Here is an 18,526-nt window from a genome sequence, read left to right as displayed (position 1 = left end):
TCGCGGAGTCGCGGAGTCGCGGAGTCGCGGAGTCGCGGAGTCGCGGAGTCGCGGAGTCGCGGAGTCGCGGAGTCGCGGAGTCGCGGAGTCGCGTGCTGATCATACCAGGCCCGCCGCCCGGCAGAACGCCCGGATCATGCCTCCGACCTGCTCGAACGCGGCGTCCGGCCGCTGCGGCCGGTGCCGTGCCGACGGTGCGTCCCCCGCTCGCTGCCACCGCTCCATGCTACGGACGGCGTTCGCCGCGCGCCGAGGCCCGCGGAGTGTCCTCTTCGGACTCCGCAATGCCGGACCCGCGCTCGGGAGCGCCTTGACACCACGGGTGCGCCGGGAGGAACGTTCCGCGCGGACGGCGGCCCGCCGTCGCTCAGCAGAGGAGGGCGTTCCACGATGGAGCGGACCAGCGCGCGGCTCGCCGACGGCCCGACGGCCCGAGTGCGCACTTGGATCGACGCGGCCCCGGAGCGGGTGTGGCCGGTCGTGTCCGACATCGCGCTGCTGCCCGCGGCCAGCACCGAGCTGCAGTCCGTGGAGTGGCTCGACGGCGCCACCGGAGCCGTCCTCGGCGCCCGGTTCCACGGGCACAACCGCAACGACGCGCTGGGGGACTGGACGACCACCTCGCACGTCGTGGAGTGCGCGCCCGGCCGCGCCTTCGGCTGGGCCGTGGCGGATCCGGACGACCCGATCGCGACTTGGCGGTTCGCGCTGAGCCCGCGCGACGGAGGAACGGACCTGCACTACGAGGTGCGGCTCGGCACGCGCAGCTCCGGGCTCACCACGGCGATCGAGCGGCGGCCCGAGTCGGAGGAGTCGATCGTGCGGCAGCGCCTGCAGGGCCTGGAGCGGAACATGACCGCCACCCTCGACCACCTCAAGCGCCTCGCCGAAGGGCGCTGACCGCGCTACCAGTCCAGGCCGACCTGATCGCCCACGACGGCCACCGGGCAGGGGGAGTGGTGCAGCGCGCCCAGCGCCACCGAGCCGAGCCGGGTCGCCGCCGAGCCCCGCGAACGGTGGCCCACCACGAGCAGCCGCGCGCCGTCCGCCTGCGAGCACAGCGCTTCCACCGGGTGCTGGTCGGTGGTGACCCGCCGCACGACCACCTCGGGGTACTGCTCCTGCCACACCGCCAGCTGCCCGCCGACCTGCTGCTCGGCGTCCTCCTGGAGCCGTTGCCGTTCCGGGTCCTCCAGGATCGACGGGAGGAAGTAGGCGTCCGGCAGCGCCTGCGCCACCACCAGTTCGGCGCCGCCGCGGTCCGCTCGGTCGAAGGCGAAGTGCAGCGCGGGCCTGCTGGCGGGCGAGAGGTCGAGTCCCACGACGACCGGGCCACCGCCCGGCTCGCCGCGCACCACCGCGACCGGGCAGCCGGCGTGGGTGGCGACCGCGGTGCTCACCGAACCCAGCAGCGCGTCCCGCACCGCGCCGCGCCCGCGCGACCCGACGACGAGCAGCGCCACCTCGGCGGAGCGGGCGAGCAGGTCCTCGGCGGGGTCGGCGGCCACCGCCTGCGCGCGCACGTGCAGGTCCGGTTCGGCGGCGCGGCACTCGGTGGCGATCTCGCGGACCTGCTGCTCGGCGCGGACCCGGTGCGCGGCGTCGTGCGCGAGCACCAGGTGCAGCGAGGCGCCGAGCCGCGCGGCCTCGGCGGCCGCCCACACGGCGGCGCGGGACGAGTGCCGCGAACCGTCGACGCCGACCAGCACGGTCTTCGCGGTCAGGAACACGGAACCCCCTTCGCAGGCGCGCACCCGAGGGTGGCGGGTCCGGGCGGCGCCGCGGAAGAGCAGTTCGACCTGAGGCGACGGCCGCGCGGGCCGTTCGCGCAGGGGTCAGCGGAGGCGTTCGAGCTCGGCGGCGACGGCGACGACCTCGGCGGCCATCTTGCGCAGTTCGGCGGTGCTCGCGCCGTCCTCGGCGGCGGTGCCGACGTCCTCGGCCGCGCAGCGCAGCTGGAACAACCGGTCCTGGAGATCGGCGATCTCGGCGGCCGAGAGCACCACCGCGTCCTCGGGCAGCCCGGAGCGCTGCACCGCGCCGCGCCGCTCGTAGGCGCGCTGCCTGCACGACTGGGTGCAGTACAGCCGTGGCCTGCCCTGGCGCCCGGACGAGGTGAGCCTGCGGCCGCACCACGAGCAGTGCCGCTCCGCGCGACGACGAGCGGTCTCGGGACCAAGGGCGGCGGTCGTATCGATCTCGGGCGGGCTGTCCACGGTGCGCAACGGTAATGCGACCCCGCGGCGAACATCTCGTTGCCACGCCGGTGCGGGTGCCGCCGGGCGGAACGCGTCGGGCAGAGTGGGGCGGTCTCCCACGCCCGCCCGGTTCGTGAAAGGACCCGAGCTCCCGTGACCCACCCGTTCCTCCAGGGGCCCTGGCCGCGCGCGTTCGCCCATCGGGGCTGGCACCTCGGCGACCTGCACGACATGGAGAACTCGCTGAGCGCGCTGCGCCGCGCCGTCGCCGAGGGCTACCGCTACATCGAGACCGACGTGCACGCGACCGCCGACGGCGTCGTGGTCCTGCACCATGATCCGAGCCTCGATCGCACCACCGATGGGCGCGGTACGATCCGTCGGTTGCCGTGGTCGGCGGTCGGTTCGGCCCGCATCGGCGGCCGTGAACCGGTCACCCGCCTCGACGACGTGCTGGAGGACCTGCCGCGGGCGCTGCTGAACATCGACGTCAAGGAGGACGCCGCCGTTCAGCCGGTGCTGGAGACCGTTCGCAGGCACGACGCGTGGGACAGGGTCTGCCTCGCGTCGTTCGACGACCGGCGGCTCCGCGAGCTGCGCAAGGGCGGCGGAGCGGCGCTGCTGACGTCGATGGGGCGGCGGGCGGTGACGACGCTGTGGGGGGCGTCGCGCTACGGCGGCTGGGGAGTGCGGTCCCGCTCGGGAGGCGCGGCCGCGCAGGTGCCGCCGCGGCGCGGTCGGATCCGGGTGGTGGATCCGCGGTTCGTGCGCACGGCGCACCGCTGGGGGCTGGAAGTGCACGCGTGGACGGTCGACGAGCCGGCGCAGATGCGCCTGCTGCTCGACCTGGGGGTCGACGGGCTGGTGACCGATCGGCCGGACCTGCTGCGCGAGGTGCTGGGCGAGCGCTTCGACGGCACCGCACCGGGACGGACCTGAACGACCTGGGGAAGGAAGGGGTGGCGGCGCAGGCACCGATCAAGATCATCGCACCGCGATCGGACCTTGATCCGGAGCCGATACAGTCCCCGTTACCCCTATCGAGTGAACACTTGAGGACGGAGAGGTATGAGCGTGCTGGGCGGAGTCCCGCCGGACACGGCGAGACGACGCCGGGAGCAGCGAGGATGGTGCTGGTACGACTGGGCCAACTCGGTGTTCCCGACGTCGGTGACGACGGTGTTCCTCTCGCTGTACCTGACGAGCGTGGCCACCGAGGCCGCCACCGCGGACGTCGCCCGCAACGGCACCGCGGCCTGCCCCGGCGGGAACTCGCTCGTGCAGTGCGACATCTCCGTGCTGGGCCTGGTGTTCCCGGCCGGTTCGCTGTGGGGCTACCTGCTCTCGGCGGCCACCGTGGTGCAGGTGCTCGTGCTGCCGATCACCGGCGCCATCGCCGACCGCACGCAGAACAAGCGGGCCATGCTCGCGATGTTCGCCTTCGGCGGTGCGCTGGCCACCTCGCTGCTCGGGCTCGTCGGCAGCGGGAACTGGCGCTGGGGACTGGTCTTCTTCATCGCCGCGAACATCTGCTTCGGGGCCTCGGTCGTCGTCTACTACTCGTTCCTGCCGGAAATCGCCGACGCCGATGAGCGGGACGCGCTGTCCTCCCGCGGCTGGGCGTTCGGCTACCTCGGCGGCGGGACCGCGCTGGCGCTGCACCTCGCGCTGTACCTCGGGCACGACGCGATCGGGCTCGGCGAGGACGCCGCGGTGCGCCTGGTGTTCGTCTCCTCCGGCATCTGGTGGGCGGTGTTCACACTGCTGCCGCTGGCGGTGCTGGGCCGCCACCACCAGCCGGAGGGCGGGGAGCGCGGCGCGTCGGTGATCACCGCGGGCTTCAAGCAGCTCGGCTCGACGATCAAGCAGGCGCGCGGGTTCCCGCTGACGCTGGCGTTCCTCGGCGCGTACATGATCTACACCGACGGGATCGCGACCGTCACCCAGGTGTCCGCTCAGTACGGTGACATGGAGTTGCGGCTGCCCCAGGACTCGCTGATCATCACGTTGCTGATCGTGCAGTTCATCGCCTTCGTCGGCGGCGTGCTGCACGGCCTGCTGGCAGGCCGGATCGGCGCGAAGAAGACGATCATGATCAGTCTGGTGGTCTGGGTCGGGGTGCTGTTCGCGGCCTACTTCGTCCAGGCGGGCGAGCAGTTCCAGTTCTACGGGCTGGCCGTCGGCATCGGCCTGGTGCTCGGCGGCACCAACGCGCTGTCGCGCTCGCTGTTCAGCCAGATGGTGCCGGAGGGCAAGGAGGCCGAGTATTTCTCGCTGTACGAGGTGGGGGAGCGGTCCACGTCCTGGCTGGGGCCGCTGGTCTTCGCCGGGGTCGGGCAGGCCACCGGGTCGTTCCGGCTGGCGATCATCTCGCTGGTCGTGTTCTTCGTCGTCGGATTGGTGCTGGTCTCGATGGTGCCGGTGCGACGCGCGATCGAGGCGGTGGGGAACCGGCCGCCGGAGCGCCTCTGAGCCGGGATCGGCTGTACCCGGGCCAGTGATGCGATGTGGTGAGCACACCGGCATCATTGGCATATGCCGGTACGCAGCGTCGCAGGCTCGGGATGCGGGGTGTCGATACGCAACGTGATCGAGTTGCCGTCGGGCCCGCGGGCCTGCGGGTGATCTCGGTTGCAATTCTTCTGAGAGAGTGAAGGTTAACTTGCCCTTAGTGACAACTCATCTGGCAGTATCACCTGTTCGGTGGAACCTCTAGGTTGCGAGTGCGAGAACGCGTCACGAACGCGGTCTGCTTGCATCTCTAGAGGGGACGATGTCGTTGACGAGTGAATAACGTCACCGACGGCAACCAAGAGTCCCGCACCGGGAACAGGCGACGGCCGGTCGGTCGTTGCACTCGGTGAGCACAACCCGTCCGGAGTCTGCTCCGGGCCGAAGTGAAAGGAACCGTCATGGCCGATCGCGTTCTGCGTGGCAGCCGGCTCGGAGCGGTCAGCTACGAGACCGACCGCAACCACGACCTCGCACCGCGCCGGACGGTGCGCTACGCCTGCCCCAAGGACCACGAGTTCGAGGTGCCGTTCTCCGACGACGCCGAGATCCCGCCGACCTGGGAGTGCCGCCTGCACGGCTCCGAATCCAAGATCATCGATGGATCGGAACCGGAGCAGAAGAAGGCCAAACCGCCGCGCACCCACTGGGACATGCTGCTCGAACGCCGCAGCATCCCCGAACTGGAGGAGCTGCTCAACGAGCGGCTGGAAGTGCTGCGCGGCCGGCGCAGCCACTCCGCCTGATCCGACCGGAAACACCACCCCGCGCTACGCGGGACGAGCACACCGAACGCCTGGGCCCCGTGCGGGGGAGCCCAGGCGTCTTCGTGCGTACCCGCGGGGCGCGGGCGGTCAGCCTCCGGGCAGCAGGCCGCGCAGCTGGGTCACCCGGCGGCGCACGCCCCACTTGGTGATGCGGAACAGGGCTTCGCGCACGATGTCGCCGCTCATCTTCGACTCGCCGAACTCGCGGTCCGTGAAGGTGATCGGCACCTCGACCACGGTGAATCCGGCCTCCACCGAGCGCAGCGTCAGGTCCACCTGGAAGCAGTAGCCGTGCGAGGCGACGTCGTGCAGCGCCAGCTCCGCCAGCACGTCGCGGCGGTAGGCGCGGAACCCGGCGGTGCTGTCGTTCACCGGCACGCCGAGGGTGTACTTCGAGTACAGGTTCGCGCCGCGGGACAGCGCCTGCCGGTACCACGGCCAGTTCACCACCCGGCCGCCCGGCACGTAGCGGGATCCGATCACCACGTCGGCGCCGGTCTCGTCGAGCACCGCCAGCAGCCGTGCCAGGTCCTCCGGCGCGTGCGAACCGTCGGCGTCCATCTCCACGACCGCCGCGTAGTCGTGCGCCAGCGCCCAGTCGAACCCGGCGACGTAGGCGGCGCCGAGACCGGCCTTGTCCGCGCGGTGCAGCACGTGCACCCGGTCGTCGGCCGCGGCGAGCTCGTCGGCGAGCTCTCCGGTGCCGTCCGGGCTGCCGTCGTCCACGACGAGCACGTGGGCGGCCGGCAGTGCGGCGTGCAGCCGCGCCACCACCGGGCCCAGGTTCTCCCGCTCGTCGTAGGTGGGGATGACCACCAGGGCCGAGCCGGACGGCCCCGCTGCACCGTCGGGGGCGTGCCGGTCCGTCATGACGTTCCTCCTTCGGGCCGCACGTCCCCCAGGTGAACGCGCGGCCGGGCGTATCAGTTCTTGTCGTGGGTGCGCCGCCGCGCGGTGGCGACGAGCGCTCCGGCGCCGAGCAGCGACAGCACCCAGGTCGGGGCGGCGCCGAGCGCGGTGGCGGGGGTCCGTTCGGTGCGCAGCGGGACCTCGCCGTCCAGGTTCTGCGCGGTGAACTGCTCCGAGCGGGTCGTGACCGTCCCGTCCGGGGCGATGATGGCGCTGATGCCGCTGGTCGCGGACACGACCACGGCGCGGCCGTGCTCCACCGCCCGCAGCCGGGACATCGCCAGGTGCTGCCAGCTCATCTCGGAGTGCCCGTACCAGGCGTTGTTGGTGGGCACGGCGAGCAGCGTGGCGCCGTCCCGGGCGGCCCCGCCGAACACGTCGTCGTAGGCGACGTCGTAGCAGAGCCCGACGCCGAGCCGGATCGCCCCGGCCCGCAGCACGCCGGGCAGGTCGCCGGGGACCATGTCCTGCTGGAACCGGTCCACGAACGGGCTGACCAGGCGGGCCACCGACCGCATCGGGATGGTCTCGGCGAACGGCACGAGGTGCTGCTTGGCGTACTCGTCACCGGCACCGGAGCCGGGGTTCCACGCGATGATGCGGTTGCGGAAGGTGCCGTCCCGGTCCACCGCGAACCCGCCCGCGACGACCGGGACGCCGAGCCGGTCGGTGACGGCGCTGAGCTGCTGGTCGTAGCGCGTCGGCCCCCAGCTGCCGACCTGCTCGGGCAGCACCACCAGGTCCGGGCGCGGCACCCGGCCCGCGTCGACGTCCGCCGCCAGCTGCCGGGCACCGCGGATGTGGTTGTCGTGCAGCACGTCGTCCTCGTACAGCAGGTCCAGGCCGATGTCCGGCGCGTTGCCCTGCACCACCGCGACCCGCGCCGTTCCCGCCTGCGGGTCCACGTCGATCGAGGGCCACAGCGCGGCACCGGCCACCAGCGGCACCAGCACGGCGGCGGCCGGGACGACCCACCTGTCACCGGCGCGCAGCCGCAGCACCAGCACGCCGAGCCCGCAGCCGACGAGCGCGACGGCGAAGGTGACGAGCACGGCCCCGCCCACCGAGGCCAGCGGCAGCAGCGCTCCGGACGGCTGGGTGAACGCCAGCCGCCCCCACGGGAAGCCGCCGAACGGCTGGGAGTCGCGCAGCACCTCGGCGAGCACGAACACGGCCGCCATCCACACCGGAGCGCCCGGCAACCGGCTCACCCGGGCCATGCCCGCTCCGGCGAGCCCGAGGAACAGCGCCTCGACCAGCGCAACGCCGAGCCACGGCCACGGGCCGAACTGGACGCCGAGGAAGTCCTGGATCCAGCCCAGCAGCGGCAGCATGTAACCGAGCCCGAACAGCAGGCCGTGGCCGAAGCCGGAACGGGTGCGGCGCCCGTGCACCAGGACGGCCAGCGGGGCCACCGCCAGCGGCGCCAGCCACCACAGGTCGCGCGGCGGGGACGCGGCGTAGAGCAGCAGCCCGGCGAGGACCGCGGCTGCGGCGCGCAGCCACGGCGCGGCTCGGCGGAGGAGTCGGGGTCGGGGCTGCCCGTCGGCGCGGTCCTGCGAGGTCACCGTGGGGGCACTCACCCGATCAACTCTCTCGGTGCTGCGGCCGGCGAACCGGGGCGGACTCGGTGTTGCGGGCGCGCGCCGCGGCCCGCGCCCGCGTCAAATGTACGCCGACCGGGCGAGCGGGAGGACCGCGCCGTGCCACCGGCGGACGTGATCCACGACCCGGCGCGGCGAACGGTCCGGCTCGTCCGGTTCGGGAAGGGGAGTCGCCGCAGGACCTGACGAGCACGGAACGTCGGCGGCCGCGGGACGGCGCTGGTCGCGCGCTAGGCGGTCGCGGGACGGCGCCGAGCGCGCTCCGTCGCCCGTCCCGGGCCGACCGCGGTCGCGAAACCGGGTGATCGCGGGCCCGGTGATCGCGGGCTCGGCGGTCGCGGAACCGGGCGGCCGTGCGGCTCGGTGGTCCCGGAACCGGGCGAGCGCGGGGCTCGGTGGTCGTGCGGTTCGGCGGTCGCCGGGCGTCAGCGGCTGCGGCGGTTGGCGGTCCGGCGGAGCTGCAGGATGCGGGCCGCGCCGACCAGCGCCACGAGCAGCCCGCCGATCGCGGCGGCCAGCAGCAGCGCCACGCCCACCGGCAGGTCACCGCGGAGCCCGAGGAAGGTCACCGAGGTGGGCTGCAGGTTCTGCAGGATGAACACCAGCAGCACGATCAGCGCGATGGTCGCGACGACGACCGCGGCCCAGGTCCCGGCGGTCCGGGTGTGCTGGAGCTTCTCCGCGCGCGTCGGCTCCTCGCGGACCGGCCCGGCGTGATCGGTTCCGGCGTGCTCGGGTTCGGCGTGGTCGAGCTCGCCGTGCTGCGGGTTCGGCTCGGTGCTGGGGTCCGCGGGGGTGAGCCGGTCGTCGGCGGTGCTCTCGTCGCTGGCCATGCGGGTCATTGTGCAATATGCGTCCGCCCGGCCGAACGGCGCGCCGCGCGAAGATCAGGTGAACGCGGTGATCGGCGCAGCGGATGCCGCCGTCCGCCGATCCCGGCGGTGCCCGGGCGGTCAGCGGCGGGGGAGCTCGCCGGTGAAGCGCTTGAGGACGGTGGTGCGCCGCGCGGTGCCCGGCCAGATCTGGACGCGGTAGACCTCGGCGCCGTCGACCCCGTCGGGGCTGATGGTGCCGAAACCGGCGCAGCGCGTCCGGACCCGGTAGACGCCCACCGGGACGGGGAAGCGGTGCGCGCTGTGCCTGCTGTCGGAGCCGCCGAGCACCAGGATCTCCCCGCTGGCGATCTCCACGGATGCCTCGGTGACGTGGTCCCAGGAGGCGAGTTCGCAGACCGGTGCCTCGGCGCCGATCTCGACGACCACGCGGACCTCGCGGCGCCGCGCGGTGCCGACGGTGACCACCCCGTCCCGGCTGGAGATCAGGTCGCGGCGGAGGTCCGCGGTCGTGTCGTCGATGGCGGCCAGGTCGTAGTCCGCGTGCGCGTCGCGGACCTCGAAGCTGTGGTAGTCGGCGAAGAGCGTGAGCTCTCGTCGCGTCCGGTCGATGTCCACGGTGCATCCCCCCGGGTTCGCCCTCGAGATCCTTTCTAACAGCCGGGTCGAGGGGGTGGGCGGGGTTCGCCGGGAACACGGCCACCTGGCCCAGCAGGGGCGTCCGACGGTGCGGCGGACGGGCCAACGCGGCGAGCCCCCGCCCGCAGGTGCGCGGACGGGGGCTCGCCGGGATCAGGACCGGCCACAGATCCGGGACCGGCCGTGGATCCGGGACCGGTCGCGGATCAGGACCGTTCTCGGCTCAGGAGAGGTCGAAGCGGTCCAGCTCCATCACCTTGTGCCAGGCGGCCACGAAGTCGCGGACGAACTTCTCCTTCGCGTCGTCGGCGGCGTAGACCTCGGCGACGGCCCGCAGCTCGGAGTTCGAGCCGAAGACCAGGTCGGCGCGGCTGCCGGTCCAGACGAGCTCACCGGCGGCGTTGCGGCCCTCGAAGGTCTCCGAGGCCTCGTCGGCGGGCTTCCACGTGGTGCGCATGTCGAGCAGGTTGACGAAGAAGTCGTTGCTCAGCGTCCCCGGGTTCGCGGTGAGCACGCCCACCTTCGAGCCGTCGAAGTTGGCGTCGAGCGCGCGCAGGCCACCGACCAGCACGGTCATCTCGGGCGCGCTCAGGGTGAGCAGGTTCGCCCGGTCGACCAGCTGGTACTCGGCGGGCCGCGCCGCGCCCTTGCCCGCGTAGTTGCGGAAGCCGTCGGCGGCCGGTTCGAGGTGGGAGAAGGACTCCACGTCGGTCTGCTCGGCGGTGGCGTCGCCGCGGCCCGGGGTGAACGGGACCTCGACGTCGAAGCCGGCGGCCTCGGCGGCCCGCTCGACGCCGACGGAGCCGGCGAGCACCACGAGGTCGGCGAAGGAGACCTGCTTGCCGCCCGCGGCGTTGAAGGACTCCTGGACGCCTTCCAGCGCGCTGATCACGGTGGCGAGCTGGTCGGGGTTGTTGACCTCCCAGCTGCGCTGCGGTTCGAGCCGGATGCGGCCGCCGTTGGCGCCGCCGCGCTTGTCGCTGCCCCGGAACGAGGAGGCCGCGGCCCAGGCGGTGCCGACCAGCTGCGGCACGGTGAGCCCGGTGGCGGCGATGCGCTCCTTGAGGTCGGCGATCTCCGCCGCACCGACGAGCTCGTGGTCCGGCTTCGGGACCGGGTCCTGCCAGATGAGCTCCTCGGCCGGGACCTCGGCGCCGAGGTAGCGGTCGATCGGGCCCATGTCGCGGTGGGTCAGCTTGAACCAGGCGCGGGCGAACGCGTCGGCGAACTCCTGCGGGTTCTCCCAGAACCGGCGGGAGATCTGCTCGTAGACCGGGTCGAGCTTGAGCGACAGGTCGGTGGTGAGCATGTTCGGCGCGATCTTCTTCGCCGCGTCGTGCGCGTCCGGGACGGTGCCGTCACCCGCGCCGTCCTTCGGCTTCCACTGCCAGCCGCCGCCGGGGCCCTGGTACAGCTCCCACTCGTAGCCGAAGAGGTTCTCGAAGAAGCCGTTGCCCCACTGGGTGGGGGTGGAGGTCCAGGTGACCTCGAGGCCGCTGGTGATGGTGTCGGCGCCCTTGCCGGTGCCGTGGGCGTTGGTCCAGCCGAGGCCCTGCGCCTCCAGCCCCGCGGCCTCAGGGTTCGGCCCCAGGTTGGAGTCGGGGGCGGCGCCGTGGGTCTTGCCGAAGGTGTGGCCACCGGCGATGAGGGCGACGGTCTCCTCGTCGTTCATCGCCATCCGGCCGAAGGTCTCGCGGATGTCGCGGGCGGCGGCGACCGGGTCCGGCTCGCCCTCCGGGCCTTCCGGGTTCACGTAGATCAGGCCCATGTGGGTGGCGCCCAGCGGCTGTTCGAGTTCGCGCTTCTCGCCACCGGAGATGCGCTTGTCGCTGCCGAGCCAGGTGGTCTCGGCACCCCAGTAGACGTCGTCCTCGGGCTCCCAGGTGTCGGCGCGGCCACCGGCGTAGCCGAAGGTCTCGAAGCCCATCGACTCCAGCGCCACGTTGCCCGCGAGGATCATCAGGTCGGCCCAGGACAGCTTGCGGCCGTACTTCTGCTTCACCGGCCACAGCAGGCGGCGCGCCTTGTCCAGGCTGACGTTGTCCGGCCAGCTGTTCAGCGGCGCGAACCGCTGCTGGCCGGCGCCACCGCCGCCGCGGCCGTCGCTGACCCGGTAGGTGCCCGCGCTGTGCCAGGCCATCCGGATCATCAGCGGGCCGTAGTGCCCGAAGTCGGCGGGCCACCAGTCCTGCGAGGTGGTGAGGACGTCCTGGATGTCCTGCTTCACGGTGGGCAGGTCGAGGGTGCGGAACTCGGCGGCGTAGTCGAAGTCCTCGCCCATCGGGTCGGCGACCGCGGGGTTCTTGGCGAGCAGCTTCAGGTTGAGGCGGTCCGGCCACCAGGTGGAGTTGCCGTTGCCCTGGGTGGGGTGGGGGATGCCGTGCGCGACGGGGCAGCCCCCGGTCGCGGCGTCAGCGCTGTCAGTCACCGGGAATCCTTTCGGGATCAGTGGTTTCGTTCGGGATCCGAAGTGGAGCCGCATTCGGGGCACAGGCCCCAGTAGATGACCTCGGCTTCGTCGATCTCGAAGCCGTGGGAGTGGGAGGCGCTCAGGCAGGGCGCGGTGCCCGCGGCGCAGTCGACGTCGGCGATGACGCCGCACGACCGGCACACCACGTGGTGGTGGTTGTCCCCGACCCTGGCCTCGTACCGGGCGACGGAGCCCATCGGCTGGATGCGGCGCACGAGTCCCGCGGCGGTCAGGGCGCGCAGCACGTCGTAGACGGCCTGGTGCGAGACCTTCGGGAGTTCGCCGCGCACGGCGTCGATGATGGACTCGGTACCGGCGTGCGGGCGTTCGTGCACCGCGGCCAGCACGGCCGTGCGGGGGCGGGTCACGCGCAGCTCCGCCTCGCGCAGCATGCGCCGGTAGTCCGTGGTGTCGCTCGGCACGTGCAGCATTGTGAAGAACTTTCTGGAACGGATCAAGATTCCGCGTGAGGCGGGGTTGGTGCGCTGCGTCACAACCGCTGGGTGGTCCGGACCTCTCGCAGCGTCCATCCGGCCGACGCCGGGCGCGGCCGATCCGGGGTACAACCGCAGGAAGTCCCGCGCCCGGCGGGACCGGCGAGGAGAAGACCACAGTGGACACGATGCGCGATGCGGTCGCGGTGATCACCGGTGCGGCGAGCGGGATCGGGCGCGCCGCGGCCGGTTCCTTCTCCCGGCGCGGCTCGCGGATCGTCCTCGCCGACGTCGACGGCCCCGGCGCCGAACGCGCCGCCGAGGAGATCCGCGCCGACGGCGGCGCGGCGGTCGCGGTCACCTGCGACGTGGCGCTGGACGGCGAGTTCGAACGGGTGCGGGACACCGCCCTCGCCGAGTTCGGCGGCGTCGACCTGGTGATGAACAACGCCGGAGTCCTCACCCGCGGACTGCCCGAGCACATCCCCGTCGCGGAGTGGCAGCGGGTGTTCGACGTCAACCTGCTGTCCGTGGTGCGCAGCAACGCGGTCTTCCTGCCGTTGCTGCTGGAGCGCGGATCGGGACACCTGGTCAACACCGCCTCGTTCGCCGGGTTGTTCAGCTACGCCTACGACCGGTTGCCCTACGCCGCGTCGAAGGCGGCGCTGGTGCAGCTCTCCGAAGGGCTCGCGCTGTACCTGCGGCCGCAGGGCATCGGGGTGACCGTGCTGTGCCCCGGGCCGGTGGTGACCGGCATCGCCGGGTCGATCCGCTCGTTCGGGCCGCCGACCCGGACCCGCGGCCCCGGTGCCGAGTTCGAGGCGCTGCAACCGGAATCCGTCGGTGAGCTGCTCGCCGAGGCGGTGCTGGCGAACCGGTTCATGGTGCACACCGACGACCGGGTCGAACCGCACCTGCGCGACCGCGCCGCCGACTGGGATGCCTACCTCGACACCAGGATCGCGGCCCTGGAGACGTGATCAGTCCAGAGTGGACAGCAGGGTGTCGGCGAGTTCCCGCGGCCGGGTCGCGAACGGGGTGTGCGAGCCGGGGAGGTGGTGCACGGTGAACGGGTTCCGCGGCATCGCCGCGTCCGCCTCGGCGACCATCAGGTCCTGCACGGCCGGGGTGAGCGCCCGGTCGGCGGCCAGCCGCACGAACGACCGCGGGATGCCGCCCCAGCGCTGCTCGGTCAGCGCGACCGGAGTCCGCGGGATCGCGTTCGGCAGGTCCGGGCTCAGCGCCAGCCGCCAGCGCGCGAAGTCCGCCGCCGGGACGTCGCCGTAGTGCGTGCGCCGCAGCAGCTCCACGTAGTCCGGGTCCGGTGAGGCCGGGTCGATCCGCGCCGCGCCGAGCACGTCCGGATCGGCCACGTGCAGGCCGGCGCCGAGCGCGTCCGCGTTCTCCGGCGCGGCGACGTAGTCGGCGAAGCGCGGCCGTCCCGCGGGCACGAACGCCGACAGGTACACCAGCCGGTCCACCAGCTCGGGCGCCCGCTCCGCCGCCAGCGACGCGGGCCCGCCGCCCGCGCTGTGCGCGACGAGGACCACCCGGGGCCAGCGGCGGACCTCCCGCAGCGCGGCGACCAGTGCCGTCGCGCACTCGTCCATGGTCAGCCCGGCGAGCGCGGACTTCTCGGTGGTCAGCCCCGGGCGGCCCGGCAGCAGGTAGCCGGTGGGCAGCGGGGCGTCGAAGCCGTGGCCGGGCAGGTCGACCGCGGTGCTCGCCGCGCCGCGCGCCGCCAGCGCCCGCTGCGTCGCAGCCCACTGGGCCGAGGAGTGCCAGGCTCCGTGCACGAGCACGAACAGCGTGTCCACAGTGGATTCATCGGGCACGGGTTCCTCCGTCGTCCGGGATCGGGTGTCGACCACGAGTCCACCCCGGCTCTCCGGGCCGATCCACCTGAATATCTGACGAGCGCGTTCCCGATACCCCACGGGTATGGCGGCGGTACGCTCGCGAGGTGGAAGCACGGCACCTGCGCTACGCGCTCGCCCTCGCCGAGCACCGGCACTTCGGCCGCGCCGCGGCCGCCGTCGGCATCGCCCAACCTCCGCTGTCCAAGCAGATCGCCGCGTTGGAGCAGGAAATCGGCGCCCGGCTGTTCGACCGCACCCCCGGCGGGGTGTTCCCCACCGCCGCGGGCGAAGCCTTCCTGGGCCGGGCGCGGCAGGCGCTCGCCGAGATGGCGGGTGCCGCGCTCGACGCGGAACGGGCCGCGCGCGGTGAGACCGGCAGGCTCCGCCTCGGCTTCATCGGGTCGGCGCTGCTGGAACTGCTGCCGCCCCTGCTCGGGCGCTTCGGCCGCGAACACCCCGACGTGCGGCTGCAGGTGCACGAGATGTCCACCGCGCGCAGCGCCGCCGCTCTGCTCGACGGCGGGCTCGACGTCACCATCGGCCGCGGCGCACCCCGCGGCCCCGGCGCCGAGGACCTCACCTCCATCACCGTCGGCACCGACCGGCTCGTCGCCGTCGTCGGCACCGGGCACCCCTACGCGGGGCAGCGCTCGGTGCGGGTGGGGCAGCTGCGCGACCAGCAGCTCATCGTCGCCCCCGCCGACCAGGAACCGGCACTGCGCACCGCCCTGCGCGACCTGCTCGGCCCGGCCGCACCGGCCCTGGACCGCGCCGTCGAAGCGCGCGACGTGCACACCATCCTCGGGCTCGCTGCCTGCGGCATCGGCGTGGGACTGGCGCCCGCCTGCCTGCGCGTCGCCGCGCGCCCCGACACCTGGATCAGCGAGCTGCGGCCGCGCATCGACCTGCCCGAACTCGTCATGTCCTTCCGCACCGCCGACCGGTCACCGGTGCTCGCCGAATTCCTCGACACCACCCGGCGGCAGTGCCCCGGCGTCAGCGCCCGGCTCGACGGGCGGCGGCGCGGCTGACACCCGGCGGGATCAGGCCTCGGCGACCACGACGTCGACACCGCGGGTGCGGAACGGGGCGATCGCCGCCGGATCGGCTTCGGCATCGGTGACCAGCGTCCAGCGCTCCGGCAGCTGCGCCCACGCGTGGAACGGGCGGCGGCCCAGCTTCGCGGCGTGCACCAGCAGGTACACGTGCTCGGCGCGCTGCGCCATCAGCTCCTTGAGCCGGGTCTGCTGCAGGTCGGCCTCGCAGATGCCCTGCTCCGCGGTGACCCCGTCCGCGCCCAGGAACACCCGGTCGAAGGTCATCCGGCTCAGCGCGGCCTCGGTGAGGGCGCCGACGAACCCCTGGCTGACGTGGCGCAGCGTCCCCCCGAGGCACTCCACGTGCACCCCGTCGGCGTTCACCAGCTCCTGCAGCACGGTCAGCCCGGTGGTGGCCACCGTCAGGTCCCGCGCGCCGCGCAGCGCGTGCGCGAGCGCACCCGTGGTCGTGCCGGAATCCAGCAGCACCGTCTCCCCGGGCCGGACCTGCCGCGCCGCCCACGCCGCGATCGCGTGCTTGGCGGCGTGCGCCTCCCCGCTGCGCTGCCGCAGCGAGCTCTCCTGGTGCGGGTCCAGCGGCATCGCCCCGCCGTAGGTGCGGGCGAGGTGCCCCGCGGACTCCAGCTGCGCCAGGTCGCGGCGGATGGTGGAGGCGGTCACGCCGAACCGCTCGGACAGCTCCTCCACGCTGGCCGGACCGGACGTGGTGGCCAGCCGCACGATGGCGGCGCGGCGCTCTTGCGATCCGCGGGGCATCGGTTCTCCCGTCAGGCTGCGGTGGTCACGCGGCGACCGACAGCTCGGCGGCCTGGCGCATGGCCTCGATCATGCTACCGACGCCCGCCTTCCCGGTCCCGGCGATGTCGAAGGCCGTGCCGTGGTCCACCGAGGTGCGGATCACCGGCAGGCCCACGGTGATGTTCACGCCCGCCTCGATGCCGAGCACCTTCACCGGACCGTGCCCCTGGTCGTGGTACATCGCCACGATCAGGTCGTAGTCGCCGCGGCCCGCGAGGAAGAACGCGGTGTCCGCGGGCAGCGGGCCGCGGGCGTCGATGCCGTCGGCGCGCAGCACCTCGATCGCCGGGACGATCTTCTCCGCCTCCTCGCCGTGGCCGAACAGGCCGTTCTCCCCGGCGTGCGGGTTGATCCCGCAGACGCCGATGCGCGGCGACTCGACGCCCGAACCGCGGATCGCGCGGTGGCCGCGGCGCACGGTGCGCTCCACCAGGCCCGGCTCGATCTTGGCGACGGCGTCGACGAGTCCGATGTGGGTGGTCACGTGCACCACCTTGACCTTCGGCGTGGACAGCATCATCGACACCTCCTCGGTGCCGGTGAGGTGGGCGAGCAGTTCGGTGTGCCCCGGGAACAGGTGCCCGGCGGCGTGCAGCGCCTCCTTGTTCAGCGGGGCGGTGCAGATGCCCTGCACCTCGCCGCGCAGCGCGAGTTCGCTCGCGACCCGGACGTACTGGTAGGCCGCGTCCCCGGCGACCGGGGAGACCCGGCCCCACGGCAGGTCCGCGGGCAGCAGCCCCAGGTCGAGCACGTTGATCCGGCCGGGCGTGAACACCGCGTCGGCGACCGAGCCGATCGGAGCGATCTCCGCCGCCACCCCAGCGATCGAGGCGGCCAGCCGCAGCCGGGCGGCGTCGCCGACGACCACCGGGCGGCAGCGCTCGGTGGTGCTCGGGTCCAGCAGCGCGCCGGTGGTGACCTCCGGGCCGACACCTGCGCCGTCGCCCATCGTGACGGCGATCAGGGGGGTGGCAGGGGTGCTCATGTTCAGCCTTCCGTTGGGGGACGCAGGTGTGCCGCGATGCGCACGAGGCTGTCGGCCTCGCCGAAACTGCCGGGTCTGGTCACCACGGACGTGCCGCCGGAGGTGCGGCTGTGCACGGCGCCGTGGTGGATCTGGGTGAGCGGGGTCAGCGCGCGCACGTCGAGGGCGTCGAGCACGCGACGTGCCGTCTCGCCGCCGGTGAGCACCAGGTCCACCGGCCGGTCCGCACCGCGCACCACGCGTCGGGCGGTGTCGGCGAGGCGCCGCACCAGCGCTCGGGAGCGGGCCGGGTCGACGCCGTCGGCGGCGTCCGCGGTGAGCACCACCGGTGCCCGCCGCAGCGCCGCGGTGATCGGGGCGAGGTCGGGGTCGGCGGTGAGCAGCGCGGTCACTTCCAGCGGGAAGTGCCGGGCCCCGGTGCCCGCGAGGTGCCGCACCTGCTCCCGGGCGGTGCGCTCGGCGGTGCCGACCACGACGAGCAGGCCGTGCGCGCGATCCGTTCCGGGGGTTTCCGGCGCTGTTGGTTCGAGGACCGTTGGTTCGAGGGCTGGCGGTTCGGGCGCTGGCGGTTCGGGGGTGGCGCGGTGCGCCAGGGCCCGGCCGAGCGCGGCGGCGAGCCCGCCGGAACCGGCGAGCCGAACCTCGGGCCCGGCGCGCAGCGCGGCCGCGGCCACGGCGTCGAGGTCGGCGTCGGTCTCCGCGTCGCAGACCGGGATCTCGCCCGCGTCGAGCCCCGCGCGCAGCGCCTCGTCGAGCCCGCGGGAGCGCACCGCCGCCAGCGGGACGACCCGGCACGGCAGCGGGTCGAGCAGCGCGGCGAGGGTCGCGGGCGCCGCGGTGGTCTCGGCGCGCCAGGAGTCGCCGCGGTGCAGCGGAACGCCGTCCAGCCGAGGGATGCCGTCGCGGACCGTGCGCCCGCCGGAGGGCAGCGCGGGGGCGAGCACCACCGGCCCGGCTGCGGCGACGGTGGCGGCCACGTTGCCGCGCAGCAGCGAATCGACCTTGAGGAAGGTGCGCGCGGAACGCGCACCGGGCGCGCGCAGCGCTCGGCGCACCGCGCCGGCGGCCGCCTCGGCGGGCGCGTGCCGCGAGTCGAGGTCGAGCACCACCAGAGCGGCTTCTTGCGCGATGTGCGCATCCCCGGTCAGCGCGCTGGAGTCCGCGGAACCGGTGCCCGCCAGCCGCAGCTCGCCGGTGCCGAACGCGGGGAGCAGGGCCGCGGCGGTCTCGGCCGCGCCGGAGAGGTCGTCCGCGAGCGCGTGCACGTGGAGTCCGGAAATGACCTCGTGCCGGGCTTTCTCGCCCACGTCGGTCCCCTTTCCCGGCTGTTCCGGCCGCTGTTCGTGCGGGTTGCTCCACCGCGGTGCCGGACGGTGTCCACCTGGAGCGCTCCGGGTGGTCCGGTGCGGCGGTCGCACCGGCGTCTGCGTGAATCACGCTACGACAGTTGCGCACAACGCG

The 18,526-nt window shown here is 73.6% G+C and carries 18 protein-coding genes; 6 read left to right on the top strand and 12 right to left on the bottom strand.

The window, feature by feature from the left end; genetic code table 11:
• Positions 1–390: 390 nt before the first annotated feature.
• A complete protein-coding gene (locus tag AC29IT_RS28050; protein ID WP_488220680.1) occupies positions 391–900 on the top strand; it encodes an SRPBCC family protein in 510 nt (169 codons plus the stop codon).
• A 5-nt stretch (positions 901–905) separates the two neighbouring features.
• On the opposite strand, the gene AC29IT_RS28045 is transcribed toward AC29IT_RS28050, so the two are convergent.
• Positions 906–1,730 (bottom strand): universal stress protein, encoded by an 825-nt coding sequence (locus AC29IT_RS28045; protein WP_358444112.1) that lies wholly within the window; start codon positions 1,728–1,730, stop codon positions 906–908.
• Positions 1,731–1,835: 105 nt separating this feature from the next.
• Positions 1,836–2,216, bottom strand: a complete 381-nt coding sequence (locus AC29IT_RS28040; protein ID WP_488220679.1) for a hypothetical protein — start codon at positions 2,214–2,216, stop codon at positions 1,836–1,838.
• Between the two features lie 135 nt (positions 2,217–2,351).
• On the opposite strand from AC29IT_RS28040, the gene AC29IT_RS28035 reads away from it, so the two are divergent.
• From AC29IT_RS28035 to AC29IT_RS28025, 3 genes are all read left to right on the top strand, one after another.
• Positions 2,352–3,137 carry a glycerophosphodiester phosphodiesterase family protein gene (locus tag AC29IT_RS28035; protein WP_488220678.1) on the top strand — a complete coding sequence of 262 codons (786 nt, stop codon included), beginning with the start codon at positions 2,352–2,354 and terminating at the stop codon, positions 3,135–3,137.
• Positions 3,138–3,266: 129 nt separating this feature from the next.
• Positions 3,267–4,670 carry an MFS transporter gene (locus AC29IT_RS28030; protein ID WP_488220677.1) on the top strand — a complete coding sequence of 468 codons (1,404 nt, stop codon included), beginning with the start codon at positions 3,267–3,269 and terminating at the stop codon, positions 4,668–4,670.
• Positions 4,671–5,110: 440 nt separating this feature from the next.
• Positions 5,111–5,455 carry an RNA polymerase-binding protein RbpA gene (locus AC29IT_RS28025; protein ID WP_184479487.1) on the top strand — a complete coding sequence of 115 codons (345 nt, stop codon included), beginning with the start codon at positions 5,111–5,113 and terminating at the stop codon, positions 5,453–5,455.
• Positions 5,456–5,563: 108 nt separating this feature from the next.
• On the opposite strand, the gene AC29IT_RS28020 is transcribed toward AC29IT_RS28025, so the two are convergent.
• From AC29IT_RS28020 to AC29IT_RS27995, 6 genes are all read right to left on the bottom strand, one after another.
• Positions 5,564–6,346, bottom strand: a complete 783-nt coding sequence (locus AC29IT_RS28020; protein WP_358444123.1) for a polyprenol monophosphomannose synthase — start codon at positions 6,344–6,346, stop codon at positions 5,564–5,566.
• 53 nt (positions 6,347–6,399) lie between these two features.
• Positions 6,400–7,968, bottom strand: a complete 1,569-nt coding sequence (gene lnt, locus AC29IT_RS28015) for an apolipoprotein N-acyltransferase (RefSeq protein WP_488220676.1) — start codon at positions 7,966–7,968, stop codon at positions 6,400–6,402.
• Between the two features lie 446 nt (positions 7,969–8,414).
• Positions 8,415–8,822, bottom strand: a complete 408-nt coding sequence (locus AC29IT_RS28010) for a LapA family protein (RefSeq protein WP_488220675.1) — start codon at positions 8,820–8,822, stop codon at positions 8,415–8,417.
• A gap of 120 nt (positions 8,823–8,942) precedes the next feature.
• Positions 8,943–9,440 carry a hypothetical protein gene (locus AC29IT_RS28005; protein ID WP_358444132.1) on the bottom strand — a complete coding sequence of 166 codons (498 nt, stop codon included), beginning with the start codon at positions 9,438–9,440 and terminating at the stop codon, positions 8,943–8,945.
• 244 nt (positions 9,441–9,684) lie between these two features.
• Entirely contained in the window at positions 9,685–11,889 is a 2,205-nt protein-coding gene (katG, locus tag AC29IT_RS28000) for a catalase/peroxidase HPI (RefSeq protein ID WP_358444135.1), read from the bottom strand.
• Between the two features lie 17 nt (positions 11,890–11,906).
• Entirely contained in the window at positions 11,907–12,323 is a 417-nt protein-coding gene (locus tag AC29IT_RS27995; RefSeq protein WP_358444196.1) for a Fur family transcriptional regulator, read from the bottom strand.
• Between the two features lie 230 nt (positions 12,324–12,553).
• Here AC29IT_RS27995 and AC29IT_RS27990 point away from each other — a divergent pair, with 230 nt between their 5' ends.
• Positions 12,554–13,345: an SDR family oxidoreductase gene (locus AC29IT_RS27990; protein WP_358444138.1), complete on the top strand. Its 792-nt coding sequence runs from the start codon at positions 12,554–12,556 to the stop codon at positions 13,343–13,345.
• On the opposite strand, the gene AC29IT_RS27985 is transcribed toward AC29IT_RS27990, so the two are convergent.
• Positions 13,346–14,200, bottom strand: a complete 855-nt coding sequence (locus AC29IT_RS27985; protein WP_358444141.1) for an alpha/beta fold hydrolase — start codon at positions 14,198–14,200, stop codon at positions 13,346–13,348. It lies immediately after the preceding gene.
• 128 nt (positions 14,201–14,328) lie between these two features.
• Between AC29IT_RS27985 and AC29IT_RS27980 the strand changes: the two genes are divergently transcribed.
• Positions 14,329–15,255 (top strand): LysR family transcriptional regulator, encoded by a 927-nt coding sequence (locus AC29IT_RS27980; RefSeq protein ID WP_488220674.1) that lies wholly within the window; start codon positions 14,329–14,331, stop codon positions 15,253–15,255.
• A gap of 12 nt (positions 15,256–15,267) precedes the next feature.
• On the opposite strand, the gene AC29IT_RS27975 is transcribed toward AC29IT_RS27980, so the two are convergent.
• From AC29IT_RS27975 to AC29IT_RS27965, 3 genes are read right to left on the bottom strand one after another with little or no spacing between them, the layout of a single operon-like run.
• On the bottom strand, positions 15,268–16,038 hold the full coding sequence (locus AC29IT_RS27975; RefSeq protein WP_488220673.1) for a DeoR/GlpR family DNA-binding transcription regulator: 771 nt from the start codon (positions 16,036–16,038) through the stop codon (positions 15,268–15,270).
• Between the two features lie 25 nt (positions 16,039–16,063).
• Entirely contained in the window at positions 16,064–17,065 is a 1,002-nt protein-coding gene (gene pdxA / locus AC29IT_RS27970) for a 4-hydroxythreonine-4-phosphate dehydrogenase PdxA (protein ID WP_358444150.1), read from the bottom strand.
• 2 nt (positions 17,066–17,067) lie between these two features.
• Entirely contained in the window at positions 17,068–18,372 is a 1,305-nt protein-coding gene (locus AC29IT_RS27965) for a four-carbon acid sugar kinase family protein (RefSeq protein WP_488220672.1), read from the bottom strand.
• Positions 18,373–18,526: the final 154 nt, after the last annotated feature.

Source organism: Saccharopolyspora sp. MMCC62, from assembly GCF_057736575.1.
The sequence above is the reverse complement of the archived record's forward strand: the minus strand, read 5'-3'. Positions and strand labels throughout refer to the sequence as shown.

Excerpts from the sequence above, each read along its gene's own strand:
- AC29IT_RS28050 (WP_488220680.1), top strand. The coding sequence starts at position 391 with ATGGAGCGGACCAGCGCGCGGCTCGCCGACGGCCCGACGGCCCGAGTG.
- AC29IT_RS28030 (WP_488220677.1), top strand. The coding sequence starts at position 3,267 with ATGAGCGTGCTGGGCGGAGTCCCGCCGGACACGGCGAGACGACGCCGG.
- AC29IT_RS28025 (WP_184479487.1), top strand. The coding sequence starts at position 5,111 with ATGGCCGATCGCGTTCTGCGTGGCAGCCGGCTCGGAGCGGTCAGCTAC.
- AC29IT_RS28020 (WP_358444123.1), bottom strand. The coding sequence starts at position 6,346 with ATGACGGACCGGCACGCCCCCGACGGTGCAGCGGGGCCGTCCGGCTCG.
- AC29IT_RS28010 (WP_488220675.1), bottom strand. The coding sequence starts at position 8,822 with ATGGCCAGCGACGAGAGCACCGCCGACGACCGGCTCACCCCCGCGGAC.
- AC29IT_RS27995 (WP_358444196.1), bottom strand. The coding sequence starts at position 12,323 with ATGCTGCGCGAGGCGGAGCTGCGCGTGACCCGCCCCCGCACGGCCGTG.
- AC29IT_RS27990 (WP_358444138.1), top strand. The coding sequence starts at position 12,554 with ATGCGCGATGCGGTCGCGGTGATCACCGGTGCGGCGAGCGGGATCGGG.
- AC29IT_RS27975 (WP_488220673.1), bottom strand. The coding sequence starts at position 16,038 with ATGCCCCGCGGATCGCAAGAGCGCCGCGCCGCCATCGTGCGGCTGGCC.
- pdxA (WP_358444150.1), bottom strand. The coding sequence starts at position 17,065 with ATGAGCACCCCTGCCACCCCCCTGATCGCCGTCACGATGGGCGACGGC.